Here is an 18,595-nt window from a genome sequence, read left to right as displayed (position 1 = left end):
CTCGCGATCTTCCCCAAAAGGCCACTTCTGCTCGACGACGATTCGACCGCGTCAACCTGGCGAACTTGGCAAACTTGCCAATCTTGCCTGTCTTGGCACTCCAGGGGATTCCCGGGAACTGGCACCAGCGCGCGGACCGATCCGCCACTTTTCGCCTGGTGCCGACGCCCTTCGCGGTCGCCTTTCGTCATCGCCCTCATGGAGAGGCCCAGTGATTCCGGGACTCTACATCTTTACCTTAATACCTGCTCCGGCGATGACCAACCCCGTCTTGCGCTTTTGTGGGGGGATGTGAATCTTTTTAAAGCCACAAGCGGTGCCCGTTCAAAGCCAGAAGCGATAGCCATCGCTCGCGGTGTCTTTTTGCGCTCACTCGCGCAACGAAACCGTCACGAAATCGCGCGTCATAAGGTCGGGTGCGGGCGATGCGATTTCATCGGGGTCCGTTTCGGTCAAGGCGGCCCGGCCACCTCGAGCCAGCGAATCATGGCGCTGCCCGCGTGCTGCGCGTAGTCGATGCGAAGCTGGAAGTCGACCGGGCTCCCGGGGATGGCCCCATGAACGGCCTCCGGATCGGCAAAGAGATGCGTGGGGCCAGGACGAAATTGATGGCGCAGCACGAAGGCCATCGCGCGGCGCGTCTGAAGATCGAGCGCGCGCCGCTCGGCCTCGGGGATGCCTGCGCGGGTGACCGCATCGAGCGTGGCCACGGCCGCCTCGCACCGGGATGCGACCGGCGTGACGCGTGGGGTGACGACGGGGTCCATGCCCAGCGAGCCATCGGTGTCTTGCGCGGAGTCGCCCTCGCGATGCTGAAGACGCCGGCCAAAACGCTGCCAGCGCAGACAAAAGTCGAGCGCGTCGGGGTTGGGCGCGCCGTCGGCCGCCAGATCGGCCATGACCTGGCACGTCCAATGTTCTTCGCCGAAGTAATAGCGATTGCCGAAAAAGTTCCAGGCGGGCCCCACCACGTGCGCGAGCGCGCGCTGCGCCGCATCGCGATCCTCGGGGTCGTCGCTGATGCGGTGCGCCCGCGTCAGGGCAAGGGCGGCCTCCCCCGTGAAATAAACGAACTGCACATCGATGGGCCGGCGCGCGGCGCGATCGTACTGGTGCATGAACTCACCGTCCGGGCGCTGCTGGCTGCGCAAAAAGCGCGCAAGGTCCATGGCGATGGGCCGATACGAGGCGTCGATTCCCGAGCGGACGATTTCGACGAAGGCCACGGTCGCCAGCGCGCTGGAGCCAATCTCCGCCACGGGGTCTTGCGCGACGCATCGATGCTCGCCGCAGGTCACCATGCCGCGGTCGCGAAGCAGGGAGGCCGCGCGCAAGGTCGCGTAGCGCAAGTCGGCGTCTTGCGACAAGGCGGCCGCTTGGGCGAGAAAATACGTGGCGCCCGCGTGCCGCGGCCAGTCGTAGCCGGCGAGGGAGCGGTTGTCGGGTGCGTTGACCAAATAGCGAAAGCGGCCTTCCTCGTTCATGCCGCGCGCCAAGTAGTGCGCGGCGTCGAGCGCGGCCTCGCGCACCATGGCGTGGGTCATGGTCTCGGCGGTGATGCGCGGGCCGGGCGCGCGGTCGGGCACGGTACGCTCGACACGAATGCGGCGAATGGAGGCGCGCTCGGTGACGTCGCGCGCGGGCACCTGGAGGCGCTCCGCCAAGAGCGCCACGATGAGGGGAACGTCGGCGCCGATGGAGAGGCCGATGGACTCGAGGTTCGTGCCCTTGTCGTAGCCCTGACGCGCCAAGAGCTCGTCGGGGGTGACATACGCCGTTCGTCCTTCGAGGCGGGCGACCACGCCATCGCGGCCGGGGACCAAGGAAATGCCGAACAGCCACGCCGGCTGCGTGGCGATGCGCGACTCGCCGGAAATGGTCTCGTAGACGACGTCGGCCGCGCGCGCCTCGCCCGATGACGGCGCCTCTTCGCCGGACGCCGGCGCGGCGCTGGCCGACGCGATGGCCCGATCGAGCTCCGCGCTCCGCTCGCCCACGGCGCTCACGGGAACACGCGCGACGAGCTGCCCGCCGCGCCACACGCCCGCCAGCACCACCACGCGAGGCTCCGGTGGCTGCAGCGCGAGCAGCCGAACGATCGCGGCGCATACGATCGCGAGCCCCACGGCATACGCGAGCAGGACGCGCGCGAGCCGGCCCCGCATCACGTCTCGTTCTCGCGCAGCCACACCAAGTGCGCCAGTGGGAGCGCCACCAAGTAAGGGAGCACCAGCGCAAGAACGAGCACCCCGATGAGCGCCCCGCCCTGTCCGACAGGCCCGTAGATGCCCGTCAGGTAGCTTACGGCGACCGCCAAAAGGGCCACCACCAGCAGCCCGAACGCGAGCGCCACCGCCCCGGTCACGCGCGCCCACTTCGAGGCCCACCGGGTGCGCAGCCCGAGGCCGACCCCCGAGACACCAAAGAGCACGATGAGGAGGAGCGCGGGGAGGTCCACGTAAAGCCAACGATCCGGGAGCCCGACGAAGACGCCCAGCGCGAGCAGGAGCGCGCTGAGAAGATCGAGCATCGCAAAGAGTCGGTGAACGCCCACGATCGACCTCAGAATTGTCCGTACACGAAGGGTTCGGCTTTGCTGCCGGCGGCCAGGTGAAGGCCGTAGGCGGCCACGGCCAGAAGTACTCCTTGGAGCCAGGCGGGGGTCAACACGAATCGGTCACGAACGAACGCGGTGGCGCGGGATGGCACGAACTGCAGCGCCAGTGCGAGCACCAGGACCACGAGCACCTTGGGCGCCAGGTTGTCGGTCCCAAAGGTGCCTTGGGCGATGCGCCCCAGCATGGCGCGCGCATGGGCAAAGCTGGGCGCACGGAAAAAAATCCATGCAAAGCACACGTAATGAAAGGTCAGCAGGACCGCGAGGGGGCGCGGCAGGAACCAGGCGGACACGCCGTTGCGGGCGCGTTGCCACATGCGGGTGACCGCCAATGCCACCCCGTGCAGCCCTCCCCAGATGACGAAGTTCCACGAGGCGCCGTGCCAGAGGCCGCCGAGGAGCATCGTGATCATCAAATTGCGGTAGGTGCGGTACGGGCCATCTTTGGAGCCGCCCAGCGGGATGTACAGGTAGTCGCGGAGCCAGGTGCTGAGGGAGATGTGCCAGCGGTGCCAGAAGTCCTGCAGGCTCTTGGCGGTGTAGGGGGCGTTGAAGTTTTCCGGGAGCTCGTAGCCGAAGAGCGCGGCGCTGCCGATGGCCACGTCGCTGTAGCCCGAAAAGTCGGCGTAGATCTGCACCGCGTACGCGTACACGGCGACGAGGACCTCGAGCGACGAGTAGCGCTCGGGGTTGTCGAACACCCGGCCGACCAAGTTGACGGCCAGCAAATCGCCGATGGCGACTTTTTTGGCGAGCCCCATGGCGATCCGGAAAAGGCCGCGCGCCTGCAGGGTCGAATCGGCGACCGGCGGCGCGGCGAGCTGCGGGAGCATCTGGTGCGGGCGCACGATGGGCCCGGCCACCAAGTGCGGGAAGAAGCAGACGAAGAGCAGGTAATCGAGGTAACGCTTCGCCGGCTCGATCTCGCGCCGGTACACGTCAATCGTGTAGCTCATCGTCTCGAAGGTGAAGAACGAGATGCCAAACGGCAGGACGAGCCGCAGATGCACCGGCTGGAGGCGCACGCCGAAGGTTGCAAAGAGCGCGACGAACGAATCGACTGCAAAGTTGAAGTATTTGAACAGCGCGAGGACGCCGATGTAATAAACGATGGAGACGAGCAGCAGCGCCTTGCGCGTGCGCGGGTTCTCCGTTCGGCCGAGGGCGCGGCCGATGGCATAGTCGAGGGTGCTGCCCACGAAGATGATGCCCAGACAGAGAACGCTCCAGGCGATGGGGCCGAGCGGGGTCTCCTGCTCGAGCGCGGTGTCGTACGTCCCGAAGAAATAGAAGGCGTAGCTGGCGAGGACCAGAAACAGGGAGCGCCAGAACCTCCGGGCGTGGAGAGCCCAAAAAACGAGGAAAGTCCCGACGAGAAAGAATCCGTACAGCGCGCTGTTGAAGAGCATCGGGGAAAAACGCGCCGCACGGTAGCAAGATGGCTCGGTTTTCGCTATCTCGCGGGAGTGCCGCACGAGCCCGCACCGACCCCGCCGCCCTCATCCTCGCCTTCGCGCCCGTCGCATTTGCCACCTTTGGGGGGAAAGACCGCGCGCGCGCTGGCCGTTATGGCCCTCGTGCTCGCCATCCCCTACCTCTCGCCCAAATTGCGGAGCCTGCGGGTGGCCGCGCTGCCGTGGGAGCCGCCGCCACCGGAGGTGACAACCGCCGAGAACGGTGCACCGGACGAGAAAGCCGCGAATGCGCCGGCGCCCGCCAACACGGTAGGCGAGACCACCTTGCGGGCGACCGAGAATCAAGGGACGGTGACCAACGCGCTCCCTTCGGAAAAAACCGAGGCGCCGGTGCCCGATCCGGCGGCGTTGGCGAAGCTCGCGGGGTCGATCGCGGTAGAGGATCCCACGGGCCGCGCGCTCGATGCGTTCTACGCGCAGCTCGCGCGCACGGAGCGCAAGGAGCGGCCCGGCGGCAGCGCGGCCATCACGCGCGTGCTCCACTACGGCGACTCGGTCATCACCAGCGACCTCATTTCGGGGACCATGCGCCGGCGCTTTCAGGATCGCTTCGGCGACGCGGGTCACGGGTTCGTTCTGACGGCCAATCCCTGGGAGTGGTACTTCCACAACGACGTGGTTCACGCGGCGTCGGAGGGGTGGAACATCAGCCGCATCACGGGTCCATTCAGCGGCGATCACATCTACGGCCTGGGCGGTGTGTCGTTTCACACCGCGGGGGCGGCGACCGCCACCTTCGGCACGCCGGCGAAAGGCGACTACGGCCGCAAGGTCTCACGCTTCGATGTGTACTACCTGGAGCAGCCGGGCGGCGGCGATATCGATCTCGCGGTGGCGGGCTCGGAGACGGAGACATTCTCCACGCGCGGCGCGAGCAAGGCGTCGCGCGTCTACACGAAGCAGGTGCCCGACGGCGCCGCGACCCTCACCTTGCGCACCCGCGGCAACGGCGATGCGCGCGTGTTCGGGGTGGCGCTGGAGCGCGACGAGCCCGGGGTGGTCTACGATGCGCTGGGCGCCAATGGCGCGCGGGCGCGGCTCTGGGATCAAATGGACGGGGCGCACTGGGCCGATCAAATGGCGCTGCGCAAGCCGGCGCTGATCATTTTGCAGTATGGGACCAACGAGAGCGAGGACGGCGGGATCCAAGTCGACGCGTACGTTCAAAAGCTGGGCGCGCTCATCGACAAGGTGAAGACCGGGGCGCCGGGGGCGTCGGTCATGGTCGCCTCGCCGCTCGATCGCGCCGAAAAGACGGAGAGCGGCGGGTTTCGCACGCGCAAAATCATCGTGCAGCTGGTGGATCTGCAGCGCAAAACGGCGCTGGAGCATCAAGTGGCGTTCTTCAACACGTACGAGGCCATGGGCGGCTCGGGCGCCATGGGGCGCTGGGTGCATGCCAATCCGCAGCTCGGCAGCTGGGATCTCACCCACCCCACGCCGGCAGGCGGCGAGATGGTCGGCAATCTGATGTTCAAAGCGTTGATGGCCGGCTACACCGCCTACTCGGCGCGCGAAAAGAATCGCAATTGACGCTACCTGGCGACGCTAATACGTAACGTTTCGAAACGTCGGGATCCGCGAGACACCCGACCTGGATTTGTGAAGGTAGGCCGAGCTAATCCCGTAGAGCGGATGCGGGACCACACTTTGAAACACATGGGTGGCGAGCGTGGTGACGTGCGCGTTGGCCAGGTTCCAGGAGACCGCCGAAAAGGAGGTATTCGGCGCGCTGGCATCGTTGGTCACGACGGAGAGCCCGATGATGTGATTTTCACCATCATAAAAGGGGGCGCGTGGGAAATTGGGGAGCACCGGGCCCAGGACCGGCTGCGTGGGGTTCCACGCAAACCAATCGTTGCCATAACTCAGGAAGGCGCGACTCGGGTCGACCCAAACGAGCCCATTGAAGCGCTGGATTCCGGTCGCGTGAAGCAGCCAGCTCGGTGTCCCCGTGCCGAGCGCAATGGCCTCCACGCCGCGCCCGCGCCGGACGTTGGCGCCGCCGTCCTGGGGCACATAGCAGCCGATGTCGGCGACGATGAGTCGTCCCGTCTCGGCGTCCAAGGTGATGGAGTCGGGATTGTCGCCGAGCAAATCGATCGCGCGCCCCGGCGCGGGACCGTTCAGGTCGATGACATGGTCGTTCGTGGCATCGACGGCGACGACCTGGGGCGGCCACGCCAAGCATGGAAAGAGATAGTCCGGTGGGGGGAAAGGCGGGGTAACGTGGATTCGTTCCAGTAAGAAATAGGCTCGCTTGGTCGCGGGATCGTACACCGCGTCTTGGACTTCGGAGCGTCCGTCGGGATCCCGCGGATCCTGAAACTCCGACAAATCGATGGTCCCCCCCAACGCTCCCGAGCTCGCGTTGAAGATCTTGATCGAGTTCACCCCATAACGCGCGACATAAGCCTTCGTGCCGGTGGTCACCACGATCGCGTGTGGATTGGACGCCAATCGTGCCGCGTCGGGCGTGTCGTTCAAATCAATCGTTTTCGAGACCGTCCATGGCTCCTTGCGGTCGAGCGCGAGCGCTTTGCCGATGCCCCGCTCGAGGACCCAGCCAAAGCCCCTGTCGGCCCAGGCCACGGAGTCCTGATCCTCCAGCGGCCGGCGGCCCACGATGGAACCGGAATCGAACGAAAAAACGGAGAGCTCCGCGTTCCTGAAGTTCGTTCCTACGAAAAGCGCAAAGGTGCGCTTGTTCGATTCGTCGTCGATGACGCCTTCTTCGGTCCCCGACGGGGCGCGCACCCAATCGGCTGCGCCACCGCCTCGGTCGTCGTCCGAGGGCGATTTCGGACTATCGCCATGACTGCACGAAATGACAATGAACGCGCCAAGGACCAGTGCATTGCACGAAATGAACATACGCAGCATGACTCCCTCCAGTGCCCGGCTGCAGCTCCTGATTTGTAGTGCCTGTCTTCTAGCTCCTGCCTCCTAGCGCCCGCACCGAGGACGTCAAGTCGATATTTCATATTTAACGAATAAGCGACGCCATTCATTCGAATATGAAAAAGAGACATCGCAATTTTTGGCATCCTGCGCAGCTCTTCCAACGATGCCGCGCGGACGTGCGGCTCGAGAGCGGAGAAAGATGGAACCGCGGGGACGCGAGGGCGCAAACGAAGGAAGAAGGCTAAAATCCCTCTTCTACCCTCGCGGTCCTAGCGTCCTCGCGTTGAATCCGAGAGACGAATCAACCGCCAGGGCGCGAGGAGCGCAAAGGGAGGGATGAGGATGATTTTTCATCCAGATCTGCCTCTGTTGCTCCTCCTAGCGGCCCTTGCGCCCTCGCGGTTCCTCTTGGGCGATTCCACGCATCGCGCCGGCTCGAAGACCGTCAGCGCGTGGAGACGAGGTTCGTGTCGCCGCGAAACGCGGTATAGGCGCGAAGGATGTCGCTGGCGAACGCTTGGCCTAGCTGGACATAGCCCTCGCGTGTGAGATGAACGTGATCGCGGCGGGCGCGGGGCTGCGGCTCTTCGACCCAGGTGGCGACGGTGCCGGGGCCGCCCATGGCATCGAGCTGGCTGTAAAAGGCGCACCCCGCGGCTTTGGCCACCGCGCGTTGCACTTCGGTGATGTCGACCAGGCGCGGGGAGGTCACCCAACCTTGCGGCGTTTCGATCGCGCGATCCGGCGGGCCGAGGAGCAGGCACGAGGCCGACGGCACCGCCCGGGAGATCCGGGAGAGGACGTCGTGCAGCTGGCGCTCGTAGATGGCGAGCGGCGTGTCGTCGCACGATTCGTTGGTGCCGTAGGCGAGCAGGATCAAGTCGGGCGGGCGATGGCGCAGTTGCTCGGCCATGTGGGGCTCTTGCCACTGCAGCACGGTGGTGGCGCGCGCGCCGTTGATGCCCAGGGCATCGAGAACGACCCCGGCTTTGCTCCGTTCGAGCCCCAAGCCAAAGATGCGGACGGCGCCGTCGCCTTTGACGCGCGCCTCCACGTGGTGCGGGCCCTCTCCCACGTCGAAGGTGCGAAAGGCCGAGCGGGCGGTGGTGGCGCGCGTGCCGATGCGACCCTTTTTGACGCCGTCGATGAAGACCTCGAAGGAGCCTCCGCCGGGCTGCTCCAGGTAGGCCACCTCGATGCGCGAGGCGGGCGAGCTGAGGTCGCTCCATGCGCGCCCGCGCTTTCGCGTGTTTTGAATGGCGAACCCAGCGAGACCATAACGGCCATCGCCAAGGAACTGCCCGAAGGAGTACTTCCCGCGCTCGCCGACGAACTCGCGGGTCATGCCGCCGCGAACGCCTTCTTGGATGTACGTGGCCCAGGGGCGGCCCAGCGCCACGAATCCGCGCCCGCCATCGCCAAATCGTGCCTGGAGCGCGTGGCGCACTGCGGAGGTGCCAATGTCCGCTGCGGTGTGCGAGTCGCCGAGCTGGGCGATGACCACGTCCTCGCGCGCGCTTCCGTCCTCGAGACGCGCCAAGGATTCGAAGACGTGACGAAGCGCCTCCGGGTGCTCCAGGGCGGGGCGGAACGCGGGAACCTCGACCTGCGCCGAGAGCATGGTCGCGCTCGTCTTCGCCTCGTCCGCGTCGGACTCGGCCGCGCTCGAATCGGTAGGCGGTGCGGCGGGCGCGTTCGCCCCCGAGCGCGCGGCGATGGCCGCGGGGGCTCGATCGGCCGCATAGGGGCCTCGGTTCCCGCAAGCGAAAATCAGCAGGGCAGCGAGGGCCAGGGACGAGCGACGCACGGTGATTCCTTGAGAGCCTGGCACGCTCCGGGCCAAAGCGCGAGTTTTTCGAACAGAGCCCATCGAGCCCGCCGGCGACGACCTCCGGGTCGCATGTCGGCCGACGCACACGGCGAAACTCGGCCGCCTCGCACGGCGAAACTCGGCCGCCTCACGCGGCGAAACTCGGCCGCCTCGCACGGCGAATTTCGAAGGCGACGCGCGGCGGCGTGGCGCCGAGCGACGCGCGGGCGGCATGGCGCCGAGCGCCCGCCTCGACGTGGAAAGTCGGCCGCCGCACGCGGCAAACCTCCGGTAGGTTACGGCTCGTGAACGGCCTGCGAACCGCATGTGCGGTGCTTTATGTCTGCACCCAGGTGGCGCTCATCGCCACCGCGGGCGGCCGGCCGGATCACGCCTTCGGGTTTCGCATGTTCAGCGAGTCCTCGACCTTGAACGCGCAGCTCGTTCGCTACGTGGAGGCGCCCTCGGGCCATGGCACGGTGAAGGTCGCGGTCGATGGCACCACCTGGACCGCGCGCGATGCATCCGGGGTGCTGCACCGCTTCGATTGGCGCGACCGGATCCGCGAGCCCGCGCTCGGATATTTTGGCGCGACCATCCACGCTTCGTATGGCGCCCAAGCGCAGCTCGCGCGCTTTCAAGCGGCGCTCGACGACGTGGCCGCGCACATTTCGCAGGACGCCGAGACGCGGCAGCTCGGCCTCGAGATCGACGTGCGCAAGAACGGTCGCGAGCCGGCCCATGTCGCGCTGAAGAGCGCCCCCCGACCCGAGCAGCTCCCCGCCGGCGCCCCCCGGGACGTGCCGCGATGACCTGGCTGCGCCGCATCGAGCGCGAGGTCGGCGACACGCACGTCCTCGGCGTGGTGCGCATCGCCATGGGCGGCATGCTCCTCCTCCAAGCGACCGCGTCGGCGCGTACGTTGCTCGAGCAAGGCTACTTCGGCGACGTTTTTCATCTGCCGTTCATCCCCGAAGCGTGGGTCCCCTCGCGATCCGTGTACGTGGCCATCGTCGCGCTTCGCGTGATGCTCGCGGCGCTGGTGATCCTCGGCCACCGCGCGCGCCTTGCGCTTTTGGCGAGCGCGCTGCTCGGGCTCTACACGTTGCTCTGCGACCGCCTTGGCTACCATCACAACCGCTACGCGCTCGTCTGCTTTGCTTTTCTGCTCGCCCTCACGCCGTGCGATCGCGCGCTCGCCATCAGCCCGAGCTTCGGCGATCGCCACGGTCCCCGCTGGGCGGTGCGGGTGGCGCAAATTCAGGTCGCGCTGATTTACGTGGCGTCGGCCACCTCCAAGCTGTTCGATCCCGATTGGCGGGCCGGCCGCGTCATCCTGGACCGCTTCGTGCGCTACGGCCACGAGGCCCTCGCGCGCGGCGTGCCCGCGAGCATCGTCGATGCGTTCTCGCAGCTGCTGGTGACGAGCATCCTCGCCAAGCTGGCCATCTCGACCGAGCTGTTTCTCGCCGTGGCCCTCTTCAGCCGGCGCGCGCGCATTTTTGCGCTGTGGTGGGGCACCATGTTTCACCTCACCATCGAGGTCACCAGCCGGGTGGAGCTCTTCACCTGGCTGACCCTCACCACCTATGCCTTCTTCGTCACCCCGGACCTTCGCACCCGCAAGCTCTTCTTCGACCCCTCGCGCCCGCGCGGAAAATGGCTCGCCCGCGCCGTCGTTTGGTTGGACTGGTTCGCCCGCTTCGAGGTGCGAAGCTGGGCCCCCGACCACCTGCGACGAGGGCACGCCATCGTGATCGTGCGCCGCGACGGCTCCCGCGCCACCGGCATCCGCGCGCTGGTGATGATCGCCCGCTGCACCCCGCTCCTCTTTCCCTTGTGGGCTCCGCTGGCGCTCGCCGCGAGCTTCACCCGCGGCGGTGAAACGAGCCCGCGGGTCTGATGGCCGCACGGTCGCGCAGCGCGGGGCGCGGGAGCGCGCGGTTCAAGGCGAGAAGGGGCGCGCGCGTGAGAAGACGCGGAACAGCCAGATGAGCGAAGGGAGCACCAACAGGAGCCCGAACGGCAAGGTGTAGAGCACGAAATCGAGGGTCGCCGGGGGCGCGGCCGCGTCGAACAGGGTGAGGCTCGGATAGATCAAGTACGGGTACTGCGCGAGCCCCCAGCCGGCGACCAGAAACGCCACTTGGGCGGCCGCGGCCAGCCGCGCCAGCCGGAATTTGCGGAGCACCAGCGCGCCGCCCGAGGTCCATGCCGCGAGCACGCCTGCGCCCACGACCGGCGCGCCCGTGGCCGACGTCAGCCCCGCCCAGAGGTGCGGCGCTTCGAAGTACGTCAGCGGCAAGACGATGCCGGAGAGCGCCACCACCACCGTGCCCGCATATAGCGCCTTGCGGCGAAAGGCGGCGCGCAGGTCTCCCTGGTTTTCGTCGGTCTCGAGGGTCAGATACACCGCGGCGAGGTACGCACAGATGGCGAGCGCCAGAGCGCCCATCGCGAGCGGGAGCGGCCCCACCACGCGGAGGCCCGACGAAACGGCCCCGAGCGACATGCCCAGGAGCACCGGCGTGATGACGCTCGCGCCGCCGAAGACCACGCCCCAGGCCCGCGCTTGCCCCGGCGCGTCCACATAGCCGCCGTGCGCGCGAAACACGAACGCGCCGCCGCGCAGCGAGATGCCGATGAGCACCAGGTGAAACGGCAGAAAGAGCCCGATGCTGAGCTCCGCATAGGCCCGAGGGAACGCCGTAAAAAGAATGACGATCACGAAGATGAGCCACACGTGGTTCGCTTCCCAGACCGGCCCCATCGTGTGCGCGATCGCGTTGCGCTCATCCTGCTTGCGCGGCCCGCGCGCCAGGATGTCCCAAACTCCGCCCCCGAAGTCCGCGCCCCCGAGCACGCCGTACGCGACCACCGCGGCAAGGGCCACCCCCGCCAGCGCGACCTCACGCACCATGCGGCGCCTCCTTCATCTCGTTCGTCTCGTTCGCGCCCGCGCGCGGAGGCGCGGCGCCCGGCGACGCAGCGAGCGCCGTGCGCCGGGCCATGCGCCGTAGGAAGAAGACCAAGGTCGCGCCGAGGGCCGCATAGAGGATCACGAAGAGGAAGAAGGTGAGCGCCACCCCTGGCGCGGGGGTCACCGCTTCACGCGTGCGCATCACGCCGTAAATCACCCACGGCTGGCGCCCCACTTCGCTCACCACCCAGCCGGCCTCGATGGCGAGAAACCCGAGCGGGCTGGCGGCGACCAACGCCACCAAGAGCCATCGCGGCGCCGCCCGCCCCACGGGCTCGGCCGGCGCAGCGCTCTGCGTGCGCCGGCCGCGCCAGCGCACGAGCCAATAGATGGCGCTCACCGCCAGGAGCGCCATGCCGGAGCCCACCATGAGATCGAACGCCAGGTGCACGATGGCGGTGGGCGGACGCTGATCGCGCGGGACCCGATCGAGCCCCGGGACCTCGGTCTGCGGATCGTGGCCCACCAGAAGACTCAAGCCGTAAGGGATCTCGACCCCGTAGCGCACCGTCTCCGATGCGTCGTCGGGGATGCCGCCGAGCACGAGCGGCGCCTCGCGGCGCGTCTCGTAGTGGGCCTCCATGGCCGCCAGCTTCGCCGGTTGATGGGCGGCGCTCACCCGCGCGGCGATGTCCCCGCTCGGCACCTGGAGCAGCGCCGTGATGGCCCCGATGACCATCGCCACGTGCAGCGCCGAGGTGTGCTCGGGATCGCGGCGCCCTTTCAACATCCCGAGCGCGTAAACGCCGGCGACGGCAAAGGCGACCGCCGCGTAGGCCGCGAGGGTCATGTGAATCGACATCGGAATCCACTCGGGGCTCTTGAACGGGCCCCATGGATCGATGTTCATCGGGCGACCATCGACCAGGTCGAAGCCGCGCGGAGCTTGCATCCAGGCGTTGGCGGCCATGACCAGCACGCCGGAGGCGGTCCCGCTGAGCACGACGGCCAGGCCGGAGAACCAGTGCGCGCGGGGTGAAATGCGGTCCCACCCGTATAGGTAGAGCCCGATGAAGATGGCCTCGACGAAGAACGCGTAGCCCTCGAGCGCAAAAGCCGAGCCGATGATTCCGCCCGAGAACTCCATGAAGCGGGGCCACAAAAGCCCCAGCTCGAACGACAGCGCCGTGCCGGACACGGCGCCGATCGCAAAGAGAAGCGATGTTGCCTTCGACCATCGCTTCGCGAGCGCGAGATAATGGGGACAGCCGGTCCGTAGATAGAGTGCCTCGGCCACGCACATGAAGCCCGGGAGCGCAATGCCCAGCGCCGCGAAAATCATATGGAAGCCGAGTGAAACTTCCATCTGCGCCCGTGCCGCGGTGAGCGCATCCATCGCCTGGATTCTGCGGTCGAATGGCGTCCCCGACCAGCCCCAGTGATGCTTTATCATGCGCCTTCGTGCTTCGCCTCGCTCCCGCTTCCGCGGGATCGGACTAGCTAGGGAGCGTTCGCTGCTGTAACACTTGCACCGTGACGAAGGCTGATATCTCCCCCCTCGTGCTCCTCGTCGATGACTACGAAGATAGCCGGTACATCTATGTGCATGCGCTCACGGCCGCGGGCTATCGGGTCGAGGAAGCGGAAGACGGGCAGCAAGGGCTCGACAAGGCGTTCCACGAGATCCCCGATCTGGTGGTGATGGATCTGTCGCTCCCCGTGCTCGACGGCTGGGAGGCCATTCGCCGGCTCCGCCAAGACGAGCGCACGCGCCGCATCCCCATCGTCGCCCTCACCGGCCACGCGGACGTGGACGGCGACGACAACCCGGGCTTCGATGCGCTGCTCGTCAAACCTTGCTCGCCCGACACCTTGACCGAGCAGGTCAGAACGCTGCTCGCCGATACGAAAGGTCCTCCGGCGGAAACGCCGTAGGGCCCGGGCCTTCCTCGTCGCTGGGCGCATCGCCCTTCGGCACCGGCATGGAGTGCGCCGGCACGTACTGCGGCGGCAAGGTCTGCGCGAGATCGAACCTCTCCCCGGCCGATGGCGCGAGCGGCGCCCAGAGATCGCCCAGCTTGCGCACGCGCGACGGGACGTTCTCCAGGCGAAAGGCCTCCATGGAGATGCCGTCCGCCACCTCGGCCCATGTCACGGGCGTGGAGACGGTGGCGCGCGGCGTGGGGCGCACGGAGTACACGGAGGCGAGGGTCCGTCCGTACACGTTTTGTTCGTAGTCGATGAGCACGCGCCCCGGTGGCCTCTTGGCCGCACGGGACTCCGCCGTGATGCTCTTGGGGTGCCGCTCCGCCAGCTCGCGGGCGAGATCGCGGGCGAAGGCCCACACCTCTTGCTGGAGCGGACCGCGCACGATGGGCACGAAGACGTGCAGCCCTTTGTAGCCGCTGGTCTTCACGTAGTTGGGCATGCCCATCGACGAGAGCGTCTCGTGCAGAACGAGCGCGACCTCGCACGTGCGCTCGAAGGTGGCCTCACCGGGATCGAGCTCGAAGTGGAAGTAATCCGGCCTCTCGATGTCGCCTTCACGCGCGTACCACGGATTGAGGTCGATGCAACCCAGGTTGATCATCCACGCCAGCGACGCCAGATCGCCCACGATGGGGCACTCGAGCACGCCCGCCCCAGTGTGCTCGATCGGACAGGTTCGGATCCATTTGGGACGAGGCGCCGGCGCTCGCTTCATGAAAAAGAACTTGCCGCTCATGCCATTGGGATATCGCTTCATCACCATGGCTCTTTGCTCCGTGTGCGGGAGCAAAACCGGTGCGATATCCAAATAGTATTGGAGCAGCGCTCCTTTCGTGATGCGCCCCGGAGGAAAGAAGATCTTCTGCAGGTTGGTCAGGCGCACGCGATGGCCGGAGAGCTCCAGCATCGCTTCACTTCGATCGAGGGGAATGCGCGGGATCGGTTCATCGCCCATCGCACCGGCGCTGCCGCCGCGCGGCCCCGATTCGGGTGCGGCCGAAGGCTCCAAACGGGGCGGCGGTTCCTCCACCGTCGTTCCTACGGCGGGGACGATCCCGCTGACTGACCCTGTATTTTCCATGATGGCATGTCGTCCAATGAGCTCTGTAACGATGTCCGGGCGCGCGTCCCCCCTCCCCCTTGCCGCTGTGCCTCTCGATTCGGTCACGGTACTGCTCGAAAGTGGGTCAGGTTACTGCCCTTGTAGACCTTTGCCTTACAATTGAATGCATCCCCCTTGCCAGCGACGGCCCGTGCATCTTTCTGACGAAGTGAGGTATGGCGTCAAAATGGAGCTCCCGCCGATTGGTTCCCCTGTTGCGCGCGCACATGTTCTGCGCGCACGGTTGCCACACGGGTGCAAAAACGTCCCGAGCGGGGCGTCAGCATTTGCACCAACCGGCCGATGCTCCGCGGGCTAAACAACGCGCTTGCGGCCCATCAAGACCGAGAGAATCGACAGCGCGAGGAACGCAACGAATACGATTTTCGCGATCCCCGCGGCCCCCGATGCCAACCCGCCAAATCCCAAAATGGCGGCCACGAGCGCAACGACGAAAAAGACCGCAGCCCAATGCAACATGGCAGTGCGCCTTTCTCCCCCCAAGGCACGGCCGAGCTGCAGAGAATGTGCCTCATGCGTCGCCCGCATGCGCCGACAGAGCCGACACGCCTCCGTGGAAAACCGGGTCGCGATAAACCTTTGTCCCGGCGGGCGCGCGCCTCAGCTCACCTTGCGGACAAGGACACTACCAATCGAATAGCCGGCGCCAAACGAGCAGATGAGCCCCACATCGTCGCGCTCGAGACCACTGCGGTGCTTATGAAAGGTGATGATCGATCCGCACGAGCTCGTATTGGCGTAGTCCTCGAGCACCGAGGGAGCTTCGGTCGCGGTGGCATCGCGGCCGAGCACCTTGCGCGCGATCCATTGGTTCATGGTGGCATTGGCCTGGTGGAGCCACATGCGGCGCACGCGATCGGGCGCGATGCCGAGGCTATCGAGGTGCCCTGCGATCAGGTCCGCCACCAGCGGCGAGACCTCTTTGAAGACCTTGCGGCCTTGCTGCACGAAGAGCTTGTCCGCGTCGTCGCGGTGCTCGGGCGCCGCACGGTTCAGGAAGCCCGAGTTGTTGCGGATGGCGTTGGAGTAGCGGGTCGAGAGCCGCGTGCCGAGGATCTCGTACGCCTCGGGGGAGCTATGCCCTTCGAGCGACTCCACCACCACCGCGGTGCACGCGTCGCCGAAGATGAAGTGGCTCTCGCGGTCGCGGAAGTTGAGGTGCCCCGTGCAGATCTCGGGGCTCACCACCAGGACGCGCCGCGCGCTTCCGGCGGCCACCAGATCGCGCGCCACATTGATGCCGAAGGTGGCCGACGAGCACGCGACATTCATATCGAACGCAAAGCCGCGCGCGTGAAGCGCGGCCTGCACCTCGACGGAGACCGCAGGATACGCACGCTGCAGGTTCGAGCACGCCACGATAACGCCGTCGAGCTCCTCGGCCTTCACCCCCGCTTGCGCGAGCGCGCCCTCCGCGGCCGCGAGGGACATCTCGCACTGGATCGAGTGCGCGTCGTTGGGGCGCTCGGCGATGCGCGGGGCCATCACCAGCGGATCGAGGATGCCCTCGCGATCCATCACATAGCGGCTGCGGATGCCCGACGCTTGCACGATGAAGTCGGCGCTCGAGGTCTCGAGCTTCTTCACCTCGCCGCGCTCGATGCGATCGCGGTTCTTCGTGTTCTCGGCCTCGACATAGGCGTTGAAGGAAGCCACGAGCTCCTCGTTGGAGATCGATTGAGGCGGCGTGAAGAGACCCGTTCCGGTGATCGCGGTGCGCATCGTGTTCCGTCGGTGTAGTCGGGGTCGGTCCCCGAGGCAACCGGCGGCTGCAGAGCGCATACGCGCGAATCTTTCACTTCGGCTCGTCGGAGCCGTCGGGAGGGTCGGAGGCGTCGGCCTCGCCGGAGCCGTCGGGGCGGAGGCCGTCGGAGCGGGAGGCGGCCGAGCGGGAAGCGCCGACCTCGCCAGGTGTCCCGAAAAGCGAGAGCTGGTTGGGTGACGCCTTCGACTTCTTGCGTCGCGGCGCGCGGGGCGCGGGAGCGGCCGGGGGCTCGGCGGGCGGTGGATCGCTCGGCTCTTCGCGGTGGCCCGTCTCGACCTGAGCAGCGAACAGCGCCTGGACGGCCTCCAAGCGATCGGCGAGGTCGGGCAGCTTGTCGTCGCGGATGCGGACGATGCGTGGAAAGCGCAACGCAAAGCCGCTGGCGTGGCGCGTCGAGCGCTGGATGCCGTCAAAAGCGACCTCGAGGACGATCTCGGGGCGCACCAACCGGAGGCCACCATGCTGCTCGACCGTGAGCGCTTGCAGGCGCTGCGTCATCTGATCGATCTCGACATCCGTGAGACCGCTGTACGCCTTTCCCACGTTCACGAGCGCATCGTCCTTCCACACGCCAAAGGTGTAGTCGGACAGAACACCGGCGCGCTTGCCGTGCCCCTCCTCCGCCGCCGTGATGACCACATCGAGGGTGGCGAAGGCGCGCTTCACCTTGATCCACGCTTGCCCGCGGCGCCCTGCCTCGTACGGCGCGTCGAGCTTCTTCAGCACCAGGCCCTCGTGACCGCGACCGCGCGCCTCGTCGAAGGCGCGATCCAGTTGCTCGGGCAACGGTTCGTCCGCGCGGAGGCGTACGGTGGGGTTGACCATGAACCCCGCGCGCGGGCCGTGCGCGGCGGTGAATCGATCCAGCGCAGCGCGGCGCTCGAGCCAGGTGGCGGACAGGAGCTCGGAGCTGCCCTCGTACAACACGTCGAAGGCGACGAAGGTCACCGGCGTCTTCTCGATCATGGCGGCGGTGGGGGCCAGGCGACGGAGGCGGGCTTGCAGCGCCTGAAAGGGGCGCGGGCGGAAGTCGGGGGTCATCGCCACGAGCTCGCCGTCGAGCACCACGTCGGTGGGGATCGCGCGAAACGCCTCCACCACCTCGGGGAATGCGGTGGTCACGCGGTCCAAGCCGCGCGCGAACAGCGCGATGGTCTCGCCGGATTTGTGGAGCTGGGCGCGCACGCCGTCGAGCTTGTCCTCGAGGACGTACGCGCCCGGATCGATGGGCTGCGCCACGTTCTCCAGCGGCGTGGCCAACATGTACGCGACGGGGCGCCCCAGCTCGAAGCGCGCCTCGTGCAGGCGGTGCTCCTTCGCCAGGACCACCACCACGCCCGGATCGGTGGCCAGCGCCATCGCCCGGCGCACGTCGTCGAGCGCGACGCCGAAGGCGCGCGCGATGGCCGCCTCCGTCACACCGCCCAGCGCCCCTACGCGCAAGGAGCCGAGGATCACCTTCGCCAGGTACTTCGTTTCGAGCGGGGTCGCGCGCGCGAACACGTGCTCGAGCAGCGCGAGCTTCTGGGCGCGCACGCCCGTCGCGGCGAGCGCATCGAAGAGCTCCGCCACCTCGTGCAGCGGTACGCCAGGGCGATCGGCCGCCCCTTCTTGCCGTTCGACCAGCTCGCCGAAGGCCTCCCCGAGATCGCCGGTGCGGCGGGCCAAGGTCCAGAGCACGTCGGGCGGCTCGCCCGTGCGCTGCACGGCCAGCTCCGTCATGAGCGATCCGCCCACGCCGAGCGAGCGCCCATCGCCCACGGGCAACGTGAGCCCCGTCGCGAGCCGCGCCGCCGTGGCGAGCCCGCGCATCGCCAGGTCCGTCGCGGGCGACGACTCCGCGGGCGACGAGTCCGACGCGTCTGGCGTGTCGGGCGACGCGATGGACCGAAACGCCGCGGCGAGCGCCTGCTCCTTGCCGATGCGCGAGCGCGTCGTCCGTGCCACTTCGAGCGCAGCCGCCAAACGTTTCATGGAGCTCGGACGAGCTTA

Annotated in this window: 15 protein-coding genes; 4 read left to right on the top strand and 11 right to left on the bottom strand. The window is 67.3% G+C overall.

Annotated features, from left to right (window positions below):
• Positions 1–452: 452 nt before the first annotated feature.
• The 3 genes from LZC94_03735 to LZC94_03725 are packed head-to-tail and all read right to left on the bottom strand — an operon-like array spanning position 453 to position 4,026.
• Positions 453–2,165 (bottom strand): hypothetical protein, encoded by a 1,713-nt coding sequence (locus LZC94_03735; protein ID WXB16393.1) that lies wholly within the window; start codon positions 2,163–2,165, stop codon positions 453–455.
• A complete protein-coding gene (locus LZC94_03730) occupies positions 2,165–2,554 on the bottom strand; it encodes a hypothetical protein (protein WXB16392.1) in 390 nt (129 codons plus the stop codon). The genes LZC94_03735 and LZC94_03730 overlap by 1 nt, the downstream gene beginning before the upstream one ends.
• A gap of 8 nt (positions 2,555–2,562) precedes the next feature.
• Positions 2,563–4,026, bottom strand: coding sequence for an MBOAT family protein (locus LZC94_03725; protein WXB16391.1), 1,464 nt, complete (start codon positions 4,024–4,026; stop codon positions 2,563–2,565).
• A 126-nt stretch (positions 4,027–4,152) separates the two neighbouring features.
• Here LZC94_03725 and LZC94_03720 point away from each other — a divergent pair, with 126 nt between their 5' ends.
• Entirely contained in the window at positions 4,153–5,625 is a 1,473-nt protein-coding gene (locus LZC94_03720) for a GDSL-type esterase/lipase family protein (GenBank protein ID WXB16390.1), read from the top strand.
• Between the two features lie 15 nt (positions 5,626–5,640).
• Here the strand turns inward: LZC94_03720 and LZC94_03715 are convergent, their stop codons facing one another.
• Positions 5,641–6,975: a hypothetical protein gene (locus LZC94_03715; GenBank protein WXB16389.1), complete on the bottom strand. Its 1,335-nt coding sequence runs from the start codon at positions 6,973–6,975 to the stop codon at positions 5,641–5,643.
• Positions 6,976–7,441: 466 nt separating this feature from the next.
• Positions 7,442–8,803, bottom strand: coding sequence for a GDSL-type esterase/lipase family protein (locus LZC94_03710; GenBank protein ID WXB16388.1), 1,362 nt, complete (start codon positions 8,801–8,803; stop codon positions 7,442–7,444).
• A 308-nt stretch (positions 8,804–9,111) separates the two neighbouring features.
• On the opposite strand from LZC94_03710, the gene LZC94_03705 reads away from it, so the two are divergent.
• Together LZC94_03705 and LZC94_03700 are read left to right on the top strand one after the other, a co-directional pair.
• Positions 9,112–9,618 (top strand): hypothetical protein, encoded by a 507-nt coding sequence (locus LZC94_03705; protein WXB16387.1) that lies wholly within the window; start codon positions 9,112–9,114, stop codon positions 9,616–9,618.
• On the top strand, positions 9,615–10,709 hold the full coding sequence (locus LZC94_03700) for an HTTM domain-containing protein (GenBank protein ID WXB16386.1): 1,095 nt from the start codon (positions 9,615–9,617) through the stop codon (positions 10,707–10,709). The genes LZC94_03705 and LZC94_03700 overlap by 4 nt, the downstream gene beginning before the upstream one ends.
• A 42-nt stretch (positions 10,710–10,751) precedes the next feature.
• Here the strand turns inward: LZC94_03700 and LZC94_03695 are convergent, their stop codons facing one another.
• Complete coding sequence (locus LZC94_03695) at positions 10,752–11,726, bottom strand: cytochrome d ubiquinol oxidase subunit II (protein ID WXB16385.1); 975 nt, start codon at positions 11,724–11,726, stop codon at positions 10,752–10,754.
• On the bottom strand, positions 11,716–13,179 hold the full coding sequence (locus LZC94_03690) for a cytochrome ubiquinol oxidase subunit I (protein WXB16384.1): 1,464 nt from the start codon (positions 13,177–13,179) through the stop codon (positions 11,716–11,718). Before LZC94_03690 ends, LZC94_03695 begins: the two co-directional genes overlap by 11 nt.
• A gap of 80 nt (positions 13,180–13,259) precedes the next feature.
• Between LZC94_03690 and LZC94_03685 the strand changes: the two genes are divergently transcribed.
• A complete protein-coding gene (locus LZC94_03685) occupies positions 13,260–13,661 on the top strand; it encodes a response regulator (protein WXB16383.1) in 402 nt (133 codons plus the stop codon).
• Here LZC94_03685 and LZC94_03680 read toward each other — a convergent pair.
• The 4 genes from LZC94_03680 to LZC94_03665 all read right to left on the bottom strand — a co-directional run bounded on the left by LZC94_03680 (position 13,612) and on the right by LZC94_03665 (position 18,577).
• Complete coding sequence (locus LZC94_03680) at positions 13,612–14,796, bottom strand: ATP-dependent DNA ligase (protein WXB16382.1); 1,185 nt, start codon at positions 14,794–14,796, stop codon at positions 13,612–13,614. The genes LZC94_03685 and LZC94_03680 overlap by 50 nt on opposite strands.
• A gap of 336 nt (positions 14,797–15,132) precedes the next feature.
• The gene (locus tag LZC94_03675) at positions 15,133–15,297 is read right to left on the bottom strand and encodes a DUF1328 domain-containing protein (protein WXB16381.1); all 165 of its coding nucleotides are present in this window, start codon (positions 15,295–15,297) and stop codon (positions 15,133–15,135) included.
• A 141-nt stretch (positions 15,298–15,438) separates the two neighbouring features.
• Positions 15,439–16,560 carry a beta-ketoacyl-ACP synthase III gene (locus tag LZC94_03670; protein ID WXB16380.1) on the bottom strand — a complete coding sequence of 374 codons (1,122 nt, stop codon included), beginning with the start codon at positions 16,558–16,560 and terminating at the stop codon, positions 15,439–15,441.
• A 73-nt stretch (positions 16,561–16,633) separates the two neighbouring features.
• On the bottom strand, positions 16,634–18,577 hold the full coding sequence (locus LZC94_03665) for an ATP-dependent DNA ligase (GenBank protein WXB16379.1): 1,944 nt from the start codon (positions 18,575–18,577) through the stop codon (positions 16,634–16,636).
• Positions 18,578–18,595: the final 18 nt, after the last annotated feature.

The sequence above is a fragment of the Sorangiineae bacterium MSr11954 genome, assembly GCA_037157815.1.
GTDB classification, from domain to species: domain Bacteria; phylum Myxococcota_A; class Polyangia; order Polyangiales; family Polyangiaceae; genus Pendulispora; species Pendulispora albinea.
Note: the sequence above shows the minus strand (reverse complement) of the source record. Positions and strands in the feature narration are given on the sequence as shown.

Coding starts and splice junctions, on each gene's coding strand:
- LZC94_03735 (WXB16393.1), bottom strand. CDS start 2,165: ATGCGGGGCCGGCTCGCGCGCGTCCTGCTCGCGTATGCCGTGGGGCTC.
- LZC94_03725 (WXB16391.1), bottom strand. CDS start 4,026: ATGCTCTTCAACAGCGCGCTGTACGGATTCTTTCTCGTCGGGACTTTC.
- LZC94_03715 (WXB16389.1), bottom strand. CDS start 6,975: ATGCTGCGTATGTTCATTTCGTGCAATGCACTGGTCCTTGGCGCGTTC.
- LZC94_03700 (WXB16386.1), top strand. CDS start 9,615: ATGACCTGGCTGCGCCGCATCGAGCGCGAGGTCGGCGACACGCACGTC.
- LZC94_03695 (WXB16385.1), bottom strand. CDS start 11,726: ATGGTGCGTGAGGTCGCGCTGGCGGGGGTGGCCCTTGCCGCGGTGGTC.
- LZC94_03690 (WXB16384.1), bottom strand. CDS start 13,179: ATGATAAAGCATCACTGGGGCTGGTCGGGGACGCCATTCGACCGCAGA.
- LZC94_03680 (WXB16382.1), bottom strand. CDS start 14,796: ATGGAAAATACAGGGTCAGTCAGCGGGATCGTCCCCGCCGTAGGAACG.
- LZC94_03675 (WXB16381.1), bottom strand. CDS start 15,297: ATGTTGCATTGGGCTGCGGTCTTTTTCGTCGTTGCGCTCGTGGCCGCC.
- LZC94_03670 (WXB16380.1), bottom strand. CDS start 16,560: ATGCGCACCGCGATCACCGGAACGGGTCTCTTCACGCCGCCTCAATCG.
- LZC94_03665 (WXB16379.1), bottom strand. CDS start 18,577: ATGAAACGTTTGGCGGCTGCGCTCGAAGTGGCACGGACGACGCGCTCG.